Below are 14,885 nucleotides of genomic sequence, written 5' to 3'. Positions count from 1 at the left end.
TGAGAAGTATTTTAGAAAAATTAAAGGATCTTATCCGCCCGATCCACCATAAAGAGTGAGATAGTCATGATGATATCGATGGCTAGAAGGGCAAGGACAGCTGGGACCCAAGATTGGAAAAGGTCAAAACTATAACCAAACAAGGCAGGACCAAAAGCAGCTAAGATGTAGCCTCCTGTTTGCGCTAGTCCTGATAGCTGAGCTGTCTTTTCAGGAGAACTGGTTTTAAGAGAAAAACAAACCATGAGGTAGGGGAAGAGGGCACTGCAGGCCGTTCCAATCAAGAGATGGACGACTAACCAGTAGAGGAAATTATTGGTTGGATACAAGAGCATGGCAATTCCTGTCATACCAGCGATAGAGATAATTGCCAGCATGATTCGACGGTGACCATCTGATAGACGAGTCGTCAGACTTGGAACAGTCATTGAAAAAGGAATGCTGATCAGTGAGAAAATAGAAGCAAGGAGAGCCGCATCACTATTAGAAATACCAGCACTAACAGCCATAGTTGGCAACCAGGTCATACTTGTATAAAAGAGCAAGGACTGAAGACCACCAAAGATAATGATAGCCCAGACATCTTTACTTTTTAGAATATTCTCTTTGACTTGCTTTTCTTTTTGGCTTTCTAGGTGGTGATTGTGGCGATGATTGGGCAACCAGACTAGCAGAGTGACCAGACAGAGAAAGCTGAGAACGAGGATGAGTCCCTTCCAAGAACTAGCTTGGGTGATAGGGACCGAAAGATAAGAAGCGATGGCTGTCGAAATTCCCATGGCAGTGACATAGAGAGTTGTTAGGAAACTAATCTTTTGAGGCTGATTTGCTTGGATCATACTTGGGAGGAGTACATTGAAGATCGCAATGCTTGCTCCCACAATTAAGGTCCCTAGATAGAGAAGGGGAAGATTGAAAATCCGAATGACAGAGCCAACAGTTAAGAGGAGGAGACAGTAAGTAAAGAGGTGTTCCAACCCGATTTTTTGTGCCAAGTGGCTTGCAAAAGCAGAGAAAAGAGCAAACATCAAGAGAGGGAGACTGGTTAAAATCCCAAGAGTGCTAACCTCCACTCCTAGTCCCTGAGCGATATCTCCTAAAATAGTTGGAAGAGCAGTAAAGGGAGAGCGTAAAACAGTCCCGATTAAGACAATTCCTAGAACAAAAAAGAGTGATTGTTTTTTCATAAAAACCTCGATAGGATGATTTTAATAACAGCTTATTTTAAGGTTTTTTCATTATAATGTCAAGTAATGACAGCCAAGACAGATCAATCAATGAAAGTGAAAATATAGTGAAAAGGGACGGATTTCTTTACTAGAATTTTCCTTGATTTGATATAAAAATAGGAAACTAGGAAATTTTGTGATAAAATAGTGGAAGGAAATCTATACATTGGAGAAAAACTGTGCCTGAAAAGCAAAAAATCAGCGTCTTGATGTCGGTCTATGTAAAGGAAAATCCGACGTTTTTAAGAGATGCTATCAAAAGTGTTCAAAACCAGACCTTGAAACCGAGCGAACTTGTTCTTGTTGAGGATGGGCCGCTCACGCCCGAACTCTATCAGGTGCTAGATGAAGTGGAAGCTCAGTCAGACATTCCAGTGAAACGGTGCCCCTTAGAACAAAACCAAGGTTTAGGCTTGGCTCTTCGATACGGTGTTTTACAGTGCCAGTATGACATTATTGCCCGCATGGATACGGATGATTTAGCCGTTCCGGATCGTTTTGAGAAACAGCTTCAGCTAATGGAGAAAGAAGATCTCGACCTCTTAGGTGGGCATATCGCAGAGTTCATTGACAATCCAGATGAGATTGTGTCTTATCGTCGTGTTCCAACTCAGCATGCAGACATTGTGGCTTATCAGAGAATGAGAAGCGCCTTTAACCATATGACAGTCATGTTTAAAAAGGACATGGTCCTCAAGGCTGGCAACTATGAAGATGGCCTTTACATGGAGGATGACCTCCTTTGGCTCAATATGATTGCTGCAGGTGCCAAGACTGGGAACCTAGATCAAATCTTGTGTAAGGTTCGTGTCGGTGCAGGGATGTTTGAGCGTCGGGGTGGATCGCGTTACCTTAAACTCTATCGTCAGGCTCGCCAAAGGATGCTTGAGCGAGGGCAAATTTCTTACATGGAATATGCTAAAAGTGTAGCCATTCAGGCAATTGTTGCACTTTGTCCAGGCTTTGTACGTCAGTTTATCTTCGTCAAACTTTTAAGAAAGAGAAAGTAAGCCCCGATAGACTGAATGATTTAGGCTATCATAACAACAGTATCATCTGACTCTTTTAAGGGGGAGTAAATTCCTATGAATAAAAAACTAACAGATTATGTGATTGATCTGGTTGAAATTTTAAATAAACAGCAAAAACAAGTGTTTTGGGGGATATTCGATATTCTGAGTATGGTGGTTTCCATCATCGTATCTTATATCTTGTTTTATGGCCTTATAAATCCTGCGCCTGTGGATTACGTGATCTACACTCTTTTAGCCTTCCTCCTCTATCAAATCATGATTGCGTTTTGGGGGCTAAATGCTAGTATTAGTCGTTATAGCAAGATTACGGATTTCATGAAAATCTTTTTCGGAGTGATGCTCAGCAGTGTTCTTTCTTATGGAATCTGCTATGCCTTCCTTCCATTGTTTTCTATCCGTTTCATCGTACTCTTCATTTTGTTGAGTACCTTCCTTATCTTGCTTCCTCGTATCACTTGGCAGTTGATTTATTCTAAACGTAAAAAAGGTAGTGGAGATGGAGAACACCGTCGGACCTTCTTGATTGGTGCTGGTGATGGTGGTGCCCTCTTTATGAACAGCTACCAACACCCAACTAGCGACCTTGAGCTAGTGGGGATTTTGGATAACGATGAAAAGAAAAAGGGACAAAAACTAGGTGGAATCCCAGTTTTGGGCTCTTATGATAATCTACCTGAATTAGCTAAACGTCACCAAATCGAGCGTGTTATCGTAGCGATCCCTTCGCTTGACCCATCAGAGTACGAACGCATCTTGCAGATGTGTAATAAGCTAGGCGTCAAATGTTACAAGATGCCTAAGGTTGAGACAGTCGTTCAAGGACTCCATCAACCAGGTAGTGGTTTCCAAAAAATTGATATCACAGACCTTTTGGGCCGTCAGGAAATTCGTCTCGACGAATCGCGTCTAGGTACGGAGATTACAGGCAAGACCATCCTGGTGACAGGGGCAGGTGGTTCGATTGGTTCGGAGATTTGTCGTCAGGTTAGCCGTTTCAATCCCGAGCGTATCGTCTTGCTTGGACATGGTGAAAACTCAATCTATCTCGTTTATCATGAATTGATCCGTACATTCCAAGGAATTGATTATGTTCCTGTTATTGCAGATATTCAGGACTATGACCGTCTCTTGCAGGTGTTTGAGCAGTACAAACCAGCCATTGTTTATCATGCTGCAGCCCACAAACACGTTCCGATGATGGAACGCAATCCAAAAGAAGCCTTCAAGAACAATATCCTCGGTACCTACAATGTTGCCAAGGCTGTTGATGAAGCCAAAGTACCTAAGATGGTTATGATTTCGACTGACAAGGCGGTCAATCCACCGAATGTTATGGGTGCGACTAAGCGCGTGGCAGAATTGATTGTCACTGGCTTTAACCAACGTAGTAAATCAACCTACTGTGCAGTTCGTTTTGGGAATGTTCTCGGTAGTCGTGGTAGTGTGATTCCTGTCTTTGAACGTCAGATTGCTGAAGGTGGCCCTGTAACAGTAACAGACTTCCGTATGACACGTTACTTTATGACCATTCCAGAGGCTAGCCGTCTAGTAATCCATGCTGGCGCTTATGCCAAGGACGGAGAAGTCTTTATCCTCGATATGGGCAAACCAGTTAAGATCTATGACTTGGCTAAGAAAATGGTCCTTCTAAGTGGACACACAGAAAGTGAAATTCCAATCGTTGAAGTTGGGATTCGTCCGGGTGAAAAACTCTATGAAGAACTCTTGGTTTCGACCGAATTGGTTGATAACCAAGTCATGGACAAGATTTTCGTTGGTAAGGTAAACGTTATGCCTCTAGAAGCTATTGATCAAAAGATTGAAGAGTTCCGTTCACTCAGCGGAGATGAGCTCAAAGGAGCCATCATTTCCTTTGCAAATGAAACAACCCATGCTGAGTAAGAGGGTCTAACAAATTAATTATAAATAAAAGGCCAAGGTTCTGTTTGTACAGGACCTTGGCCTTTTTACTCTGTAATTTCAAATTGTTGTATTATTTATAGTTGCTTAATGATATCATCAATGGTATGGGCAATCCAGTCAGGTTGATAGCTGAGCAAATCAGCCTCTTCTCCAAATCCCCAAGTAACAGCAAACTTTTTAATACCAGTTTCTTGGGCTCCAATCATATCAAACTTGGTATCCCCGATGATGAGGACTTGGTCCGCAGGGAGTTGATGCGTTTGCAAGGCGTAACGGATGACATCCGCCTTGTGTGGCGTTTCAGGACTAGAGCCGTAAATGCCATCAAAGAAATGATGGATTCCCAGATTTTTAGTCATATCATGAGCAGTAGGAGTATTCTTTGTTGTAGTGATGTAGAGAGGGTAGTTTTGCGAAAGCTCTTGAAGCAATTCCGTTATTCGGGGGAAGAGTTGGGCTTCGTGGATGCCTTTTTCCTTGTAGTAAGAGCGGTATATCTGGACGGCCTCCGAGATTTGTTCCTTGGGAAGGCAGGTCGCAAAGCTACTTTCAAGTGGCGGGCCCATGAAACCACGAATGGTTTTGGCATCAGGACTCGGAACTCCTAGCTCTTTAAAGGTATGGGTAAAGGCATTGTGGATCCCGATGGAACTGTCAACCAGGGTTCCGTCTAGATCAAAAAAGATTGCTGAGATAGAGGGCATAGTTTCTCCTAATAGATATAGATAAGCTTATTCTCCGAAGATTTCTTTTTGTAGGCGGCGACCAGTAGGTGTGGCGGCGAGTCCACCCTCGGCCGTTTCACGAAAGGCAGTTGGAAGACTTGATCCGACTTGGTACATGGCATCGATAACTTCATCGACAGGGATCTTAGATTCGATACCTGCCAAGGCCATATCAGCCGCGATAAAGGCAAAGCTAGCTCCCATGGCATTTCGTTTGACACAGGGAACTTCAACCAAACCAGCAACAGGGTCACAGATGAGACCTAGCATATTTTTAATGACAAAGGCGATGGCTTGGCTAGCCTGATAGGGCGTTCCACCTGCGGCCAAAGTCAAGGCTGCGGCACTCATGGCGGAGGCAGAGCCGACTTCGGCCTGACAGCCACCTTCAGCACCCGAGATAGAGGCATTGTTTGCGATAACCAATCCAAAGGCACCAGCAGCAAAGAGGAAATCTAACTGTTCTTCGTGGCTGAGGTCAAGTTTTTGGATAGCAGCAGTGAGAACGGCTGGCAGACAGCCAGCACTTCCTGCGGTTGGAGTGGCACAGACCAAGCCCATCTTCGCATTGTGTTCATTGACCGCGATGGCATTACGGGCTGCTGATAGGATGGTAAAGTCCGACAAGGCCTTGCCACTTTTGAGATGGCGGTCTAGTTTGGCCGCGTCTCCACCCGTTAGGCCACTACGGGATTTATTTTTACTGAGACCGAGCTCGACAGAGGCTTTCATGACTTCTAGATTGCGTTCCATGAGGAGGAGAACTTCTGGCCGTTCCCGACCGCTTAGTTGATATTCTGTCGCAATCATGAGTTCTGCGACATTTCCTTGGAAGTCTAGATCCGCCTGCTCGACCAATTCTTTGATAGAATAAAACATGTTCCCTCCTACTTAAAGAAATTGACATTGTGGAGATGAGGGATTTTTCGGATTTCTTCAATCGCCTCTTCGCAACTTCGACTATCGACTTCGATAATCATAATGGCTTTTTCTCCAGCTTTTTCTCGAGTCACATTCATCTGAGCGATGTTGATATCGAAACGAGAGAGGGCTTCAGTAACATGGGCAATCATACCTGGAACATCTTGATGCACGATGATAATGGTTGGTGTGTTCATGTTGAGAGAGACAGCAAAGCCGTTAAGCTCCGTAACTTGGATATTTCCCCCACCGATGGAAATTCCTGTCACACTGATGGACTTGTGTTCATTTTTCACAGTAATTTTAGTGGTATTAGGATGAGGAGCGTTGCTATCTTTCTGAATGGTCCAGACAATCTTAATACCACGTTTATGGGCAATCTCTAGGCTATTTGGAATGTCGGGATCGTCCGTATCCATACCTAATATACCAGCGACGAGAGCAAGGTCAGTTCCATGACCACGGTAGGTCTTGGCAAATGAGTTAAATAATTGGAATTCGACTTCTGTCGGCGTATCATCAAAGATGGAAGAGACGATTTTCCCGATGCGAACAGCTCCAGCAGTATGGCTACTTGATGGCCCAATCATAACTGGTCCGATAATGTCAAAGACAGATTGAAAACGAAGTGAGTGCATCTGTTTCCCCTTACAAAGATTCTTATATCTATTATATCAAAGAATGGACCTCTGCGCTTATTTCCCTTATCAAAAGCTTAAAATGATTAAAGATAGTATAAAATAAGGTCTTTTGTGACAAAAACCTCCTTAAAACGGTAAATATAAAACATTTTTGTAATATTTCTACATAAAACCGTTAAACAACGGTAACATTTAAAAGGTATCATAGATATATCCAATGGAAGGAGAATTTTTAGATATGACATTAACAACTAAAAAAATCAAAACAACTATCGCAGGAGTAGCAGCTTTGCTTGCTTTCTTTGCTCCATCACTTGCATCTGCCCAAGAAACTGTAACTTACACAGTTAAATCAGGTGATACTCTTTCAGAAATCGCTGAGAAGTACAACACAACTGTTGAAAAATTGGCAGCAAAAAACAACATCAAAGATATTCACCTTATCTATGTTGACCAAGTTTTGGTTATCGAAGGAACAGCTTCAACTGTAGCTCCAGCAGCAACAACGGAAGAAACAGCTCCAGTAGCTACAGAAACAGTTGAAGAAGCTCCAGCAGCAACAACAACCTATGAGGCCCCAGCTGCACCTGCAACTCCAGCAGCTCCAGCAGCAGAAAGCAACACTGCAGCAGCTTCTACTGTAAGTGGTTCTGAAGCAGAAGCCAAAGAATGGATCGCTCAAAAAGAATCAGGCGGTAGCTACACTGCTACAAACGGACGTTACATCGGACGTTACCAATTGACAGATTCATACTTGAACGGTGACTACTCAGCTGAAAACCAAGAACGTGTAGCAGATGCCTACGTTGCAGGACGTTACGGTTCATGGACAGCTGCCAAGAACTTCTGGCTTAACAACGGTTGGTATTAAGAATACAAGAGTCCTTTAGGGCTCTTTTTTGTTTCCCTATAACAAAAAGTGTAATGATCTTCTCAGTAATGCTCTGTTTGTATAATTTCGACTAAATTCTTCAAATTGTTTTAAAACTCAAATGGTATAAATAAGCTTATTATATGTAAAAATATATCATATAATAAGCTTTTTCTTGATTTGAATGAAATAAAATACAGTTTTTCCTTGACAAACGAGGGTGAGAGGAGTATTATTTATACAATAATAAAGTATAAAAATAAAAGGAGGCTTTTCTATGAATAAAGTGAAGAAGGTGTTGATGACGATGTTTGGTTTGCTTATGCTTCCCTTATTATTTGCTTGTAGTAACACTCAATCCCAAGGTGTTGAAGCCATTAAGGCTAAAGGAAAATTGGTAGTGGCCCTAAATCCAGAGTTTGCTCCATTTGAATACCAGAAATTGGTTGATGGGAAAAATCAGATTGTAGGTTCAGATGTTGAGCTAGCCAAAGCCATCGCAAAGGAACTAGGTGTAGAAGTGGAGTTCTCTCCAATGAGTTTTGACAATGTACTAGCTAGTCTTGATTCAGGTAAGGCCGATCTTGCCATATCAGGTGTTTCTAAAACGGAGGAGAGAAGTCAAGTTTATGATTTTTCAATTCCCTACTACACTTCGAAAAATAAGGTTATCGTAAGAAAATCTGAATTAACGAATTACCAATCAGTCAAGGATTTGGCTCAGAAAAAGGTTGGAGCGCAGAAAGGTTCTATCCAGGAAACTCTGGCCAAAGAAACCTTGCAGAATGCTTCTCTCGTTTCACTTCCTAAAAATGGAAATTTGATAACAGATTTGAAATCAGGGCAACTAGATGCGGTTATCTTTGAGGAACCGGTGGCGAAAGGATATGTAGAGAATAATCCAGACTTAGCCATCGCTGAGTTTGATTTTGACAATGACAAAGAAGATTCCTACGCTGTTGCGATGAAAAAAGACAGTAAAGAATTAAAAGATGCGGTTGACAAAACCATCCAGAAGTTGAAGGATTCTGGGGAGTTGGACAAATTGATTGACGATGCTTTTAAAGCCTCTATCGAAAAATAGAAAGAAGGAAGAGGAATGAGTAAGGAAAAAGTTATTTTAGCCTATTCAGGTGGATTGGATACATCAGTTGCTATTACATGGTTAAAAAAAGACTATGATGTGATCGCTGTTTGTATGGATGTGGGTGAAGGAAAAGATTTGGAGTTCATCCATGATAAAGCTCTCAAGGTTGGGGCTGTAGAGTCTTATGTCATTGATGTTAAGGAAGAATTTGCTAATGACTATGTTTTAGTGGCTCTTCAGGCACATGCTTACTACGAACAGAAGTATCCCTTGGTATCTGCTCTGAGTCGCCCTCTTATTTCAAAAAAACTCGTTGAAATAGCTCATCAGACGGGGGCAACCACAATTGCCCATGGTTGTACAGGCAAGGGAAACGACCAAGTTCGGTTTGAAGTCTCTATTGCAGCTTTGGATCCCAATCTAAAGGTAGTTGCGCCTGTTCGTGAGTGGAAATGGTCTCGTGAAGAAGAAATCCAATATGCCAAAGAAAACGGCGTCCCAGTTCCAGCTGACCTTGACAATCCTTACTCTGTCGATCAAAATCTTTGGGGACGTGCAAATGAATGTGGTGTTTTGGAAAATCCTTGGAACCAAGCACCAGAAGAAGCATTTGGAATCACATCTTCTCCAGAAGAGGCACCAGACAGTCCAGAATTTATTGACATTGAGTTTAGCTGCGGGGTGCCCATCTCCCTCAATGGTGAGAAGATGAAAGTGGCTGCTTTGATTCAAAATCTCAATGAAATTGCGGGTAAACACGGTGTCGGTCGTATTGACCATGTGGAAAATCGCCTAGTCGGGATTAAGTCAAGAGAGATTTATGAGTGCCCAGGTGCTGTGACTTTATTGGCAGCTCATAAGGAGATTGAAGACTTGACTCTTGTGAGAGAAGTGGCTCATTTCAAACCCATTATCGAAAATGAGTTGTCCAATCTCATCTATAATGCCTTGTGGTTTAGCCCAGCAACTCAGGCTTTGATTGCCTATATCAAGGAGACACAGAAAGTTGTCAATGGAACTGCAAAAGTTAAACTTTATAAGGGGAACGCTCAGGTAGTGGCTCGGAAATCTCCAAATTCTCTTTACGATGAAAATTTGGCGACTTATACCAGTGCGGATACTTTTGACCAAGATGCGGCTGTTGGATTTATCAAGCTTTGGGGGCTTCCGACTAAGGTTTATTCAGAAGTTCAGAAAAATGTTGAGTAGTGATGCGATAGAAAGGGACGACAGGATATGCCGAAAAATACAAAATTATGGGGTGGTCGATTTGAAGGCACTGTGGAAGAGTGGGTAGAACAGTTCGGTGCGAGTATTTCCTTTGATCATCAGCTGGCGAAATTTGATTTGATGGGTTCCCTAGCTCATGTTCAAATGCTAGGACAGACTGGCATTTTGAGCTTGGAAGAGGCAGAGCAGATCCAAGATGGTCTGCAAGCTTTGTTGCGAGATTTAGAGGCAGGAGAGCTTCATTTTGATATTGCAAATGAAGATATTCATATGAATATGGAAGTGTTGCTGACAGAGAAAATCGGTCCTCTGGCTGGGAAACTACACACGGCTCGTTCTCGGAATGACCAAGTCGCAACGGATATGCACTTATATCTAAAGGAGCAGCTTGGCCATGTCTTAGATAAGTTGGCGAATCTAAACAGTGTTTTGCTGGATTTGGCTGAAAAACATGTGGAAACCATCATGCCAGGCTATACTCATTTGCAGCATGCCCAACCGATTAGTTTTGCCCATCATCTCATGGCTTATTACAATATGTTCCAAAGGGATAGCGAGCGCTTTGCATTTAACTTGAAACATACGGACCTATCTCCCCTGGGTGCGGCTGCCTTGGCAGGGACAACTTTTCCAATCAATCGTCAATTATCGAGTGATTTATTGGGCTTCCAACAGCCCTATACCAATTCCTTGGACGCAGTGAGTGACCGTGATTTTATCTTGGAATTTCTGTCAAATGCCAGCATGTTGATGATGCATATGAGTCGTTTTTGTGAAGAAATCATCAATTGGTGCAGTTTTGAGTATCAGTACATTAGCTTGTCTGATAGCTTTTCAACGGGTTCGTCTATCATGCCCCAGAAGAAAAATCCTGATATGGCCGAATTGATTCGAGGGAAGACAGGCCGAGTTTACGGGAACTTGCTTGGGCTATTGACCGTCATGAAGTCTTTGCCTCTGGCTTACAATAAGGATTTGCAAGAGGACAAGGAAGGCATGTTTGATACAGTAGAAACGATTTTAAATTCTCTGGATGTGTTGGCAGGTATGCTATCGAGCATGCAGGTTAATAAGGCCAAAATGCAGCAATCCACAGAGAATGATTTTTCGAATGCGACCGAACTGGCAGATTATTTGGCTGAAAAAGGACTCCCTTTTAGAGAAGCGCATGAAATTGTAGGGAAATTGGTTCTAGACTCTATCAAGCATGGTAAAAACATCCAAGATTGGGATTTGGAGGAGTTGCAAGCCTACCATCCCTTGATTGAAGAGGATATTTATATCTACTTGCGTCCAGAAACCGCTGTTCGGAGACGGAATTCCTTAGGAGGAACCGGCTTTGAGCAAGTGAAATACCAGATAGAACAAGCGAAGAAAGAACTTAAAGGGGAAAATTGATTCGTTTGCAAAGGAAGAAAGAGAGGTTGAGATGATTTATCAGCCTCTTTCTTGTCTTCTCCAACCAAGCGTGTTATAATGAATACTGCTCAAGCGACCTTCAATCGTTAAAGCACACACGACCTTCAATCGTGAATAAACGAATAGATGGGAGACTTACCATGAGTGATAACTCTAAAACACGTGTTGTTGTGGGGATGAGTGGTGGTGTTGATTCGTCGGTGACGGCTCTCTTGCTCAAGGAGCAGGGCTACGATGTGATCGGTATCTTCATGAAGAACTGGGATGACACAGATGAAAACGGCGTCTGTACGGCGACCGAAGATTACAAGGATGTGGCTGCGGTGGCAGACCAGATCGGCATTCCTTACTACTCTGTCAATTTTGAAAAAGAGTACTGGGACCGCGTCTTTGAGTATTTCCTAGCGGAATACCGTGCAGGACGCACGCCAAATCCAGACGTTATGTGTAACAAGGAAATCAAGTTCAAGGCCTTTTTGGACTATGCTATGACCTTAGGCGCAGACTATGTAGCGACGGGGCATTATGCTCGAGTGGCGCGTGATGAGGATGGCATCGTTCACATGCTTCGTGGCGTGGACAATGGCAAGGACCAGACCTATTTCCTCAGTCAACTTTCGCAAGAACAACTCCAAAAAACCATGTTCCCCTTGGGACATTTGGAAAAGCCTGAAGTTCGCAGACTAGCTGAAGAAGCAGGACTTGCGACTGCTAAGAAGAAAGACTCGACAGGGATTTGCTTTATCGGAGAAAAGAACTTTAAAAACTTTCTCAGCAACTATCTGCCAGCCCAGCCTGGTCGCATGATGACTGTGGATGGTCGCGATATGGGTGAGCATGCAGGCCTGATGTACTATACGATTGGTCAGCGTGGCGGTCTCGGTATCGGTGGGCAACACGGTGGTGACAATGCCCCTTGGTTCGTTGTCGGAAAAGACCTAAGCAAGAATATCCTCTATGTCGGCCAAGGTTTCTACCATGACTCGCTCATGTCAACCAGCCTAGAGGCCAGTCAGGTTCACTTTACTCGTGACATGCCAGAGGAATTTACGCTAGACTGTACGGCTAAATTCCGCTACCGTCAGCCTGATTCTAAGGTGACAGTACATGTCAAAGGAGATAAGGCAGAAGTTATCTTTGCGGAACCGCAACGCGCCATCACACCAGGACAGGCAGTTGTCTTTTACGATGGCGAAGAGTGCCTAGGTGGTGGCCTGATTGACAATGCTTATCGAGATGGACAAGTTTGTCAGTACATTTAGATTGACAAATTTTCTCAATTTGCTACAATAATAAAAGCAATAGAAATGATGGTCAAAGCTCATGGATGTTGCAGGCTTTTTTGTCCTGCACTTCTTACGAGTTTTGACTGTTTTTGTGTCGTTTAAGGGAAAGGACAAAAATGACTCAACAAGACTTTCGGACAACAGTGGGAGACACGGTCTTTGGTGTTCGGGCGGCAGCCTTGATTCTCCAAAATGGCAAGCTCCTAGTTACCAAAGATAAGGGCAAGTATTACACTATTGGCGGTGCGATTCAAGTTAATGAAATCACGGAAGACGCGGTAGTTCGTGAAGTGAGGGAAGAATTAGGTGTCCGAGCTCAAGCTGGACAGCTAGCTTTTGTGGTTGAAAATCGTTTTGAACAAGACGGTGTTTCCTATCACAACATCGAGTTTCATTACCTGGTGAACTTGCTGGAGGACGCCCCATTGACCATGCAGGAAGACGAAAAAATGCAGCCTTGTGAGTGGATTGACTTGGATGAACTCCAGAATATCCAGCTAGTTCCAACCTTTTTAAAAACAGCCCTGCCAGATTGGGACGGCCAACTAAGACACATTCATCTTGAGGAATAGGAGAGAAAATGACTTATAATTTTACGGAAGAATACGATATTATTGTAATCGGTGCGGGGCACGCTGGGGTGGAGGCATCTCTAGCTGCTAGCCGTATGGGCTGCAAGGTATTGCTTGCGACCATCAACATTGAAATGCTGGCTTTCATGCCTTGTAATCCTTCTATCGGTGGCTCTGCCAAGGGGATTGTCGTGCGTGAAGTGGATGCCCTTGGTGGTGAAATGGCTAAAACCATTGACAAGACCTACATCCAGATGAAGATGCTCAACACTGGGAAAGGTCCAGCTGTCCGTGCCCTTCGTGCGCAGGCTGACAAGGAGCTTTACTCTAAGGAGATGCGCAAGACAGTTGAAAATCAAGAGAATCTCACCCTTCGTCAAACCATGATTGATGAGATTTTGGTGGAAGATGGCAAGGTTGTCGGTGTTCGTACAGCGACCCATCAAGAGTATGCTGCAAAGGCCGTTATCGTGACGACAGGAACAGCCCTCCGTGGGGAAATTATCATCGGAGACCTCAAGTACTCATCAGGACCAAACCACAGCTTGGCTTCGATTAACCTTGCTGACAATCTCAAGGAACTGGGACTCGAAATCGGTCGTTTCAAGACAGGTACACCTCCGCGTGTCAAGGCTTCTTCTATCAACTACGATGTGACAGAAATCCAGCCAGGGGACGAAGCGCCAAATCACTTCTCTTATACTTCACGTGATGAGGACTATGTTAAGGATCAAGTGCCATGCTGGTTGACCTACACTAATGGTACTAGTCATGAGATTATCCAAAATAACCTCCACCGTGCGCCTATGTTTACAGGTGTGGTTAAGGGAGTGGGCCCTCGTTATTGCCCGTCGATAGAGGATAAGATTGTGCGCTTTGCGGACAAGGAACGCCACCAGCTCTTCCTTGAGCCAGAAGGACGCAATACAGAGGAAGTCTATGTCCAAGGCTTGTCAACCAGTCTGCCTGAGGATGTACAACGCGAGCTGGTTCATTCCATCAAAGGTTTGGAAAATGCAGAAATGATGCGAACTGGTTATGCTATCGAGTATGACATGGTCTTGCCTCATCAGTTGCGTGCGACTCTGGAAACCAAGAAAATCTCAGGACTTTTCACAGCTGGTCAGACAAATGGGACATCTGGTTACGAAGAAGCTGCTGGCCAAGGGATTATCGCTGGTATCAATGCGGCTTTGAAAATCCAAGGCAAGCCTGAATTGATTTTGAAGCGCAGTGACGGCTATATCGGGGTCATGATTGACGACTTGGTGACCAAGGGAACTATTGAACCTTACCGTCTCTTAACCAGTCGTGCTGAATACCGTCTCATCCTCCGTCATGACAATGCTGATATGCGTTTGACTGAGATGGGTCGTGAGATTGGTCTCGTTGATGATGAACGCTGGGCCCGTTTTGAGATTAAGAAAAATCAATTTGACAATGAGATGAAACGCCTAGACAGCATCAAACTCAAGCCAGTCAAGGAAACGAACGCTAAGGTTGAAGCGATGGGATTCAAGCCGCTGACAGATGCAGTGACAGCCAAGGAATTCCTTCGCCGTCCAGAAGTCTCTTACCAAGATGTGGTGGCCTTTATCGGACCAGCTGCAGAGGACTTGGATGACAAGGTCATTGAATTGATTGAAACAGAGATCAAGTACGAGGGTTATATTTCCAAAGCCATGGATCAGGTTGCCAAGATGAAACGCATGGAAGAAAAACGCATTCCAGCCAATATCGACTGGGATGACATTGACTCGATCGCAACAGAAGCCCGTCAGAAGTTCAAACTCATCAATCCAGAAACCATCGGCCAAGCCAGCCGTATTTCGGGAGTAAATCCAGCAGATATTTCTATTTTGATGGTCTATCTTGAAGGTAAAAATCGTAGTATTTCTAAGAATCAAGAAAAGAAAGCATAGAGAAAAACAGCTCCGAAGACGGGGC

At 43.7% G+C, this 14,885-nt stretch carries 13 protein-coding genes; 9 read left to right on the top strand and 4 right to left on the bottom strand.

Translation table 11 applies throughout. From position 1 onward, the window contains the following. Positions 1-20: 20 nt before the first annotated feature. Positions 21-1,187, bottom strand: a complete 1,167-nt coding sequence (locus tag A6J84_RS07265) for a CynX/NimT family MFS transporter (protein ID WP_095726335.1) — start codon at positions 1,185-1,187, stop codon at positions 21-23. 221 nt (positions 1,188-1,408) lie between these two features. Here A6J84_RS07265 and A6J84_RS07260 point away from each other — a divergent pair, with 221 nt between their 5' ends. Both A6J84_RS07260 and A6J84_RS07255 read left to right on the top strand, forming a co-directional pair. Further along, positions 1,409-2,239 (top strand): glycosyltransferase, encoded by an 831-nt coding sequence (locus tag A6J84_RS07260; RefSeq protein WP_049478964.1) that lies wholly within the window; start codon positions 1,409-1,411, stop codon positions 2,237-2,239. Positions 2,240-2,314: 75 nt separating this feature from the next. Then, the gene (locus A6J84_RS07255; protein ID WP_001035724.1) at positions 2,315-4,165 is read left to right on the top strand and encodes a nucleoside-diphosphate sugar epimerase/dehydratase; all 1,851 of its coding nucleotides are present in this window, start codon (positions 2,315-2,317) and stop codon (positions 4,163-4,165) included. Positions 4,166-4,260: 95 nt separating this feature from the next. Here the strand turns inward: A6J84_RS07255 and A6J84_RS07250 are convergent, their stop codons facing one another. From A6J84_RS07250 to sdaAB, 3 genes are read right to left on the bottom strand one after another with little or no spacing between them, the layout of a single operon-like run. Next, on the bottom strand, positions 4,261-4,890 hold the full coding sequence (locus tag A6J84_RS07250) for an HAD-IA family hydrolase (RefSeq protein ID WP_049490502.1): 630 nt from the start codon (positions 4,888-4,890) through the stop codon (positions 4,261-4,263). Between the two features lie 27 nt (positions 4,891-4,917). Beyond that, positions 4,918-5,790 (bottom strand): L-serine ammonia-lyase, iron-sulfur-dependent, subunit alpha, encoded by an 873-nt coding sequence (gene sdaAA, locus A6J84_RS07245; RefSeq protein ID WP_049490500.1) that lies wholly within the window; start codon positions 5,788-5,790, stop codon positions 4,918-4,920. Positions 5,791-5,798: 8 nt separating this feature from the next. Next, the gene (gene sdaAB / locus A6J84_RS07240) at positions 5,799-6,470 is read right to left on the bottom strand and encodes an L-serine ammonia-lyase, iron-sulfur-dependent subunit beta (protein ID WP_000555868.1); all 672 of its coding nucleotides are present in this window, start codon (positions 6,468-6,470) and stop codon (positions 5,799-5,801) included. Between the two features lie 241 nt (positions 6,471-6,711). Between sdaAB and A6J84_RS07235 the strand changes: the two genes are divergently transcribed. From A6J84_RS07235 to mnmG, 7 genes are all read left to right on the top strand, one after another. Beyond that, on the top strand, positions 6,712-7,344 hold the full coding sequence (locus A6J84_RS07235; protein WP_095726334.1) for a LysM peptidoglycan-binding domain-containing protein: 633 nt from the start codon (positions 6,712-6,714) through the stop codon (positions 7,342-7,344). Between the two features lie 277 nt (positions 7,345-7,621). Further along, positions 7,622-8,428 carry an ABC transporter substrate-binding protein gene (locus A6J84_RS07230; RefSeq protein WP_095726333.1) on the top strand — a complete coding sequence of 269 codons (807 nt, stop codon included), beginning with the start codon at positions 7,622-7,624 and terminating at the stop codon, positions 8,426-8,428. 15 nt (positions 8,429-8,443) lie between these two features. Beyond that, the gene (locus A6J84_RS07225; RefSeq protein WP_049490495.1) at positions 8,444-9,640 is read left to right on the top strand and encodes an argininosuccinate synthase; all 1,197 of its coding nucleotides are present in this window, start codon (positions 8,444-8,446) and stop codon (positions 9,638-9,640) included. Positions 9,641-9,667: 27 nt separating this feature from the next. After that, the gene (gene argH / locus A6J84_RS07220) at positions 9,668-11,059 is read left to right on the top strand and encodes an argininosuccinate lyase (RefSeq protein WP_084945060.1); all 1,392 of its coding nucleotides are present in this window, start codon (positions 9,668-9,670) and stop codon (positions 11,057-11,059) included. 161 nt (positions 11,060-11,220) lie between these two features. Beyond that, positions 11,221-12,342, top strand: a complete 1,122-nt coding sequence (gene mnmA / locus A6J84_RS07215) for a tRNA 2-thiouridine(34) synthase MnmA (protein ID WP_070695960.1) — start codon at positions 11,221-11,223, stop codon at positions 12,340-12,342. A gap of 140 nt (positions 12,343-12,482) precedes the next feature. After that, entirely contained in the window at positions 12,483-12,938 is a 456-nt protein-coding gene (locus A6J84_RS07210; RefSeq protein WP_070695962.1) for an NUDIX hydrolase, read from the top strand. 8 nt (positions 12,939-12,946) lie between these two features. After that, positions 12,947-14,860, top strand: a complete 1,914-nt coding sequence (gene mnmG, locus A6J84_RS07205) for a tRNA uridine-5-carboxymethylaminomethyl(34) synthesis enzyme MnmG (RefSeq protein WP_095726332.1) — start codon at positions 12,947-12,949, stop codon at positions 14,858-14,860. Positions 14,861-14,885 lie beyond the last annotated feature (25 nt).

Origin of the sequence: Streptococcus sp. FDAARGOS_256 (assembly GCF_002289235.2) — a bacterium.
Taxonomy (GTDB): Bacteria; Bacillota; Bacilli; order Lactobacillales; family Streptococcaceae; genus Streptococcus.
This window is presented reverse-complemented; position numbering and strand designations above follow the sequence as displayed.

Coding starts and splice junctions, on each gene's coding strand:
- A6J84_RS07265 (WP_095726335.1), bottom strand. CDS start 1,187: ATGAAAAAACAATCACTCTTTTTTGTTCTAGGAATTGTCTTAATCGGG.
- A6J84_RS07255 (WP_001035724.1), top strand. CDS start 2,315: ATGAATAAAAAACTAACAGATTATGTGATTGATCTGGTTGAAATTTTA.
- A6J84_RS07250 (WP_049490502.1), bottom strand. CDS start 4,890: ATGCCCTCTATCTCAGCAATCTTTTTTGATCTAGACGGAACCCTGGTT.
- sdaAA (WP_049490500.1), bottom strand. CDS start 5,790: ATGTTTTATTCTATCAAAGAATTGGTCGAGCAGGCGGATCTAGACTTC.
- sdaAB (WP_000555868.1), bottom strand. CDS start 6,470: ATGCACTCACTTCGTTTTCAATCTGTCTTTGACATTATCGGACCAGTT.
- A6J84_RS07235 (WP_095726334.1), top strand. CDS start 6,712: ATGACATTAACAACTAAAAAAATCAAAACAACTATCGCAGGAGTAGCA.
- A6J84_RS07230 (WP_095726333.1), top strand. CDS start 7,622: ATGAATAAAGTGAAGAAGGTGTTGATGACGATGTTTGGTTTGCTTATG.
- A6J84_RS07225 (WP_049490495.1), top strand. CDS start 8,444: ATGAGTAAGGAAAAAGTTATTTTAGCCTATTCAGGTGGATTGGATACA.
- argH (WP_084945060.1), top strand. CDS start 9,668: ATGCCGAAAAATACAAAATTATGGGGTGGTCGATTTGAAGGCACTGTG.
- mnmA (WP_070695960.1), top strand. CDS start 11,221: ATGAGTGATAACTCTAAAACACGTGTTGTTGTGGGGATGAGTGGTGGT.
- A6J84_RS07210 (WP_070695962.1), top strand. CDS start 12,483: ATGACTCAACAAGACTTTCGGACAACAGTGGGAGACACGGTCTTTGGT.
- mnmG (WP_095726332.1), top strand. CDS start 12,947: ATGACTTATAATTTTACGGAAGAATACGATATTATTGTAATCGGTGCG.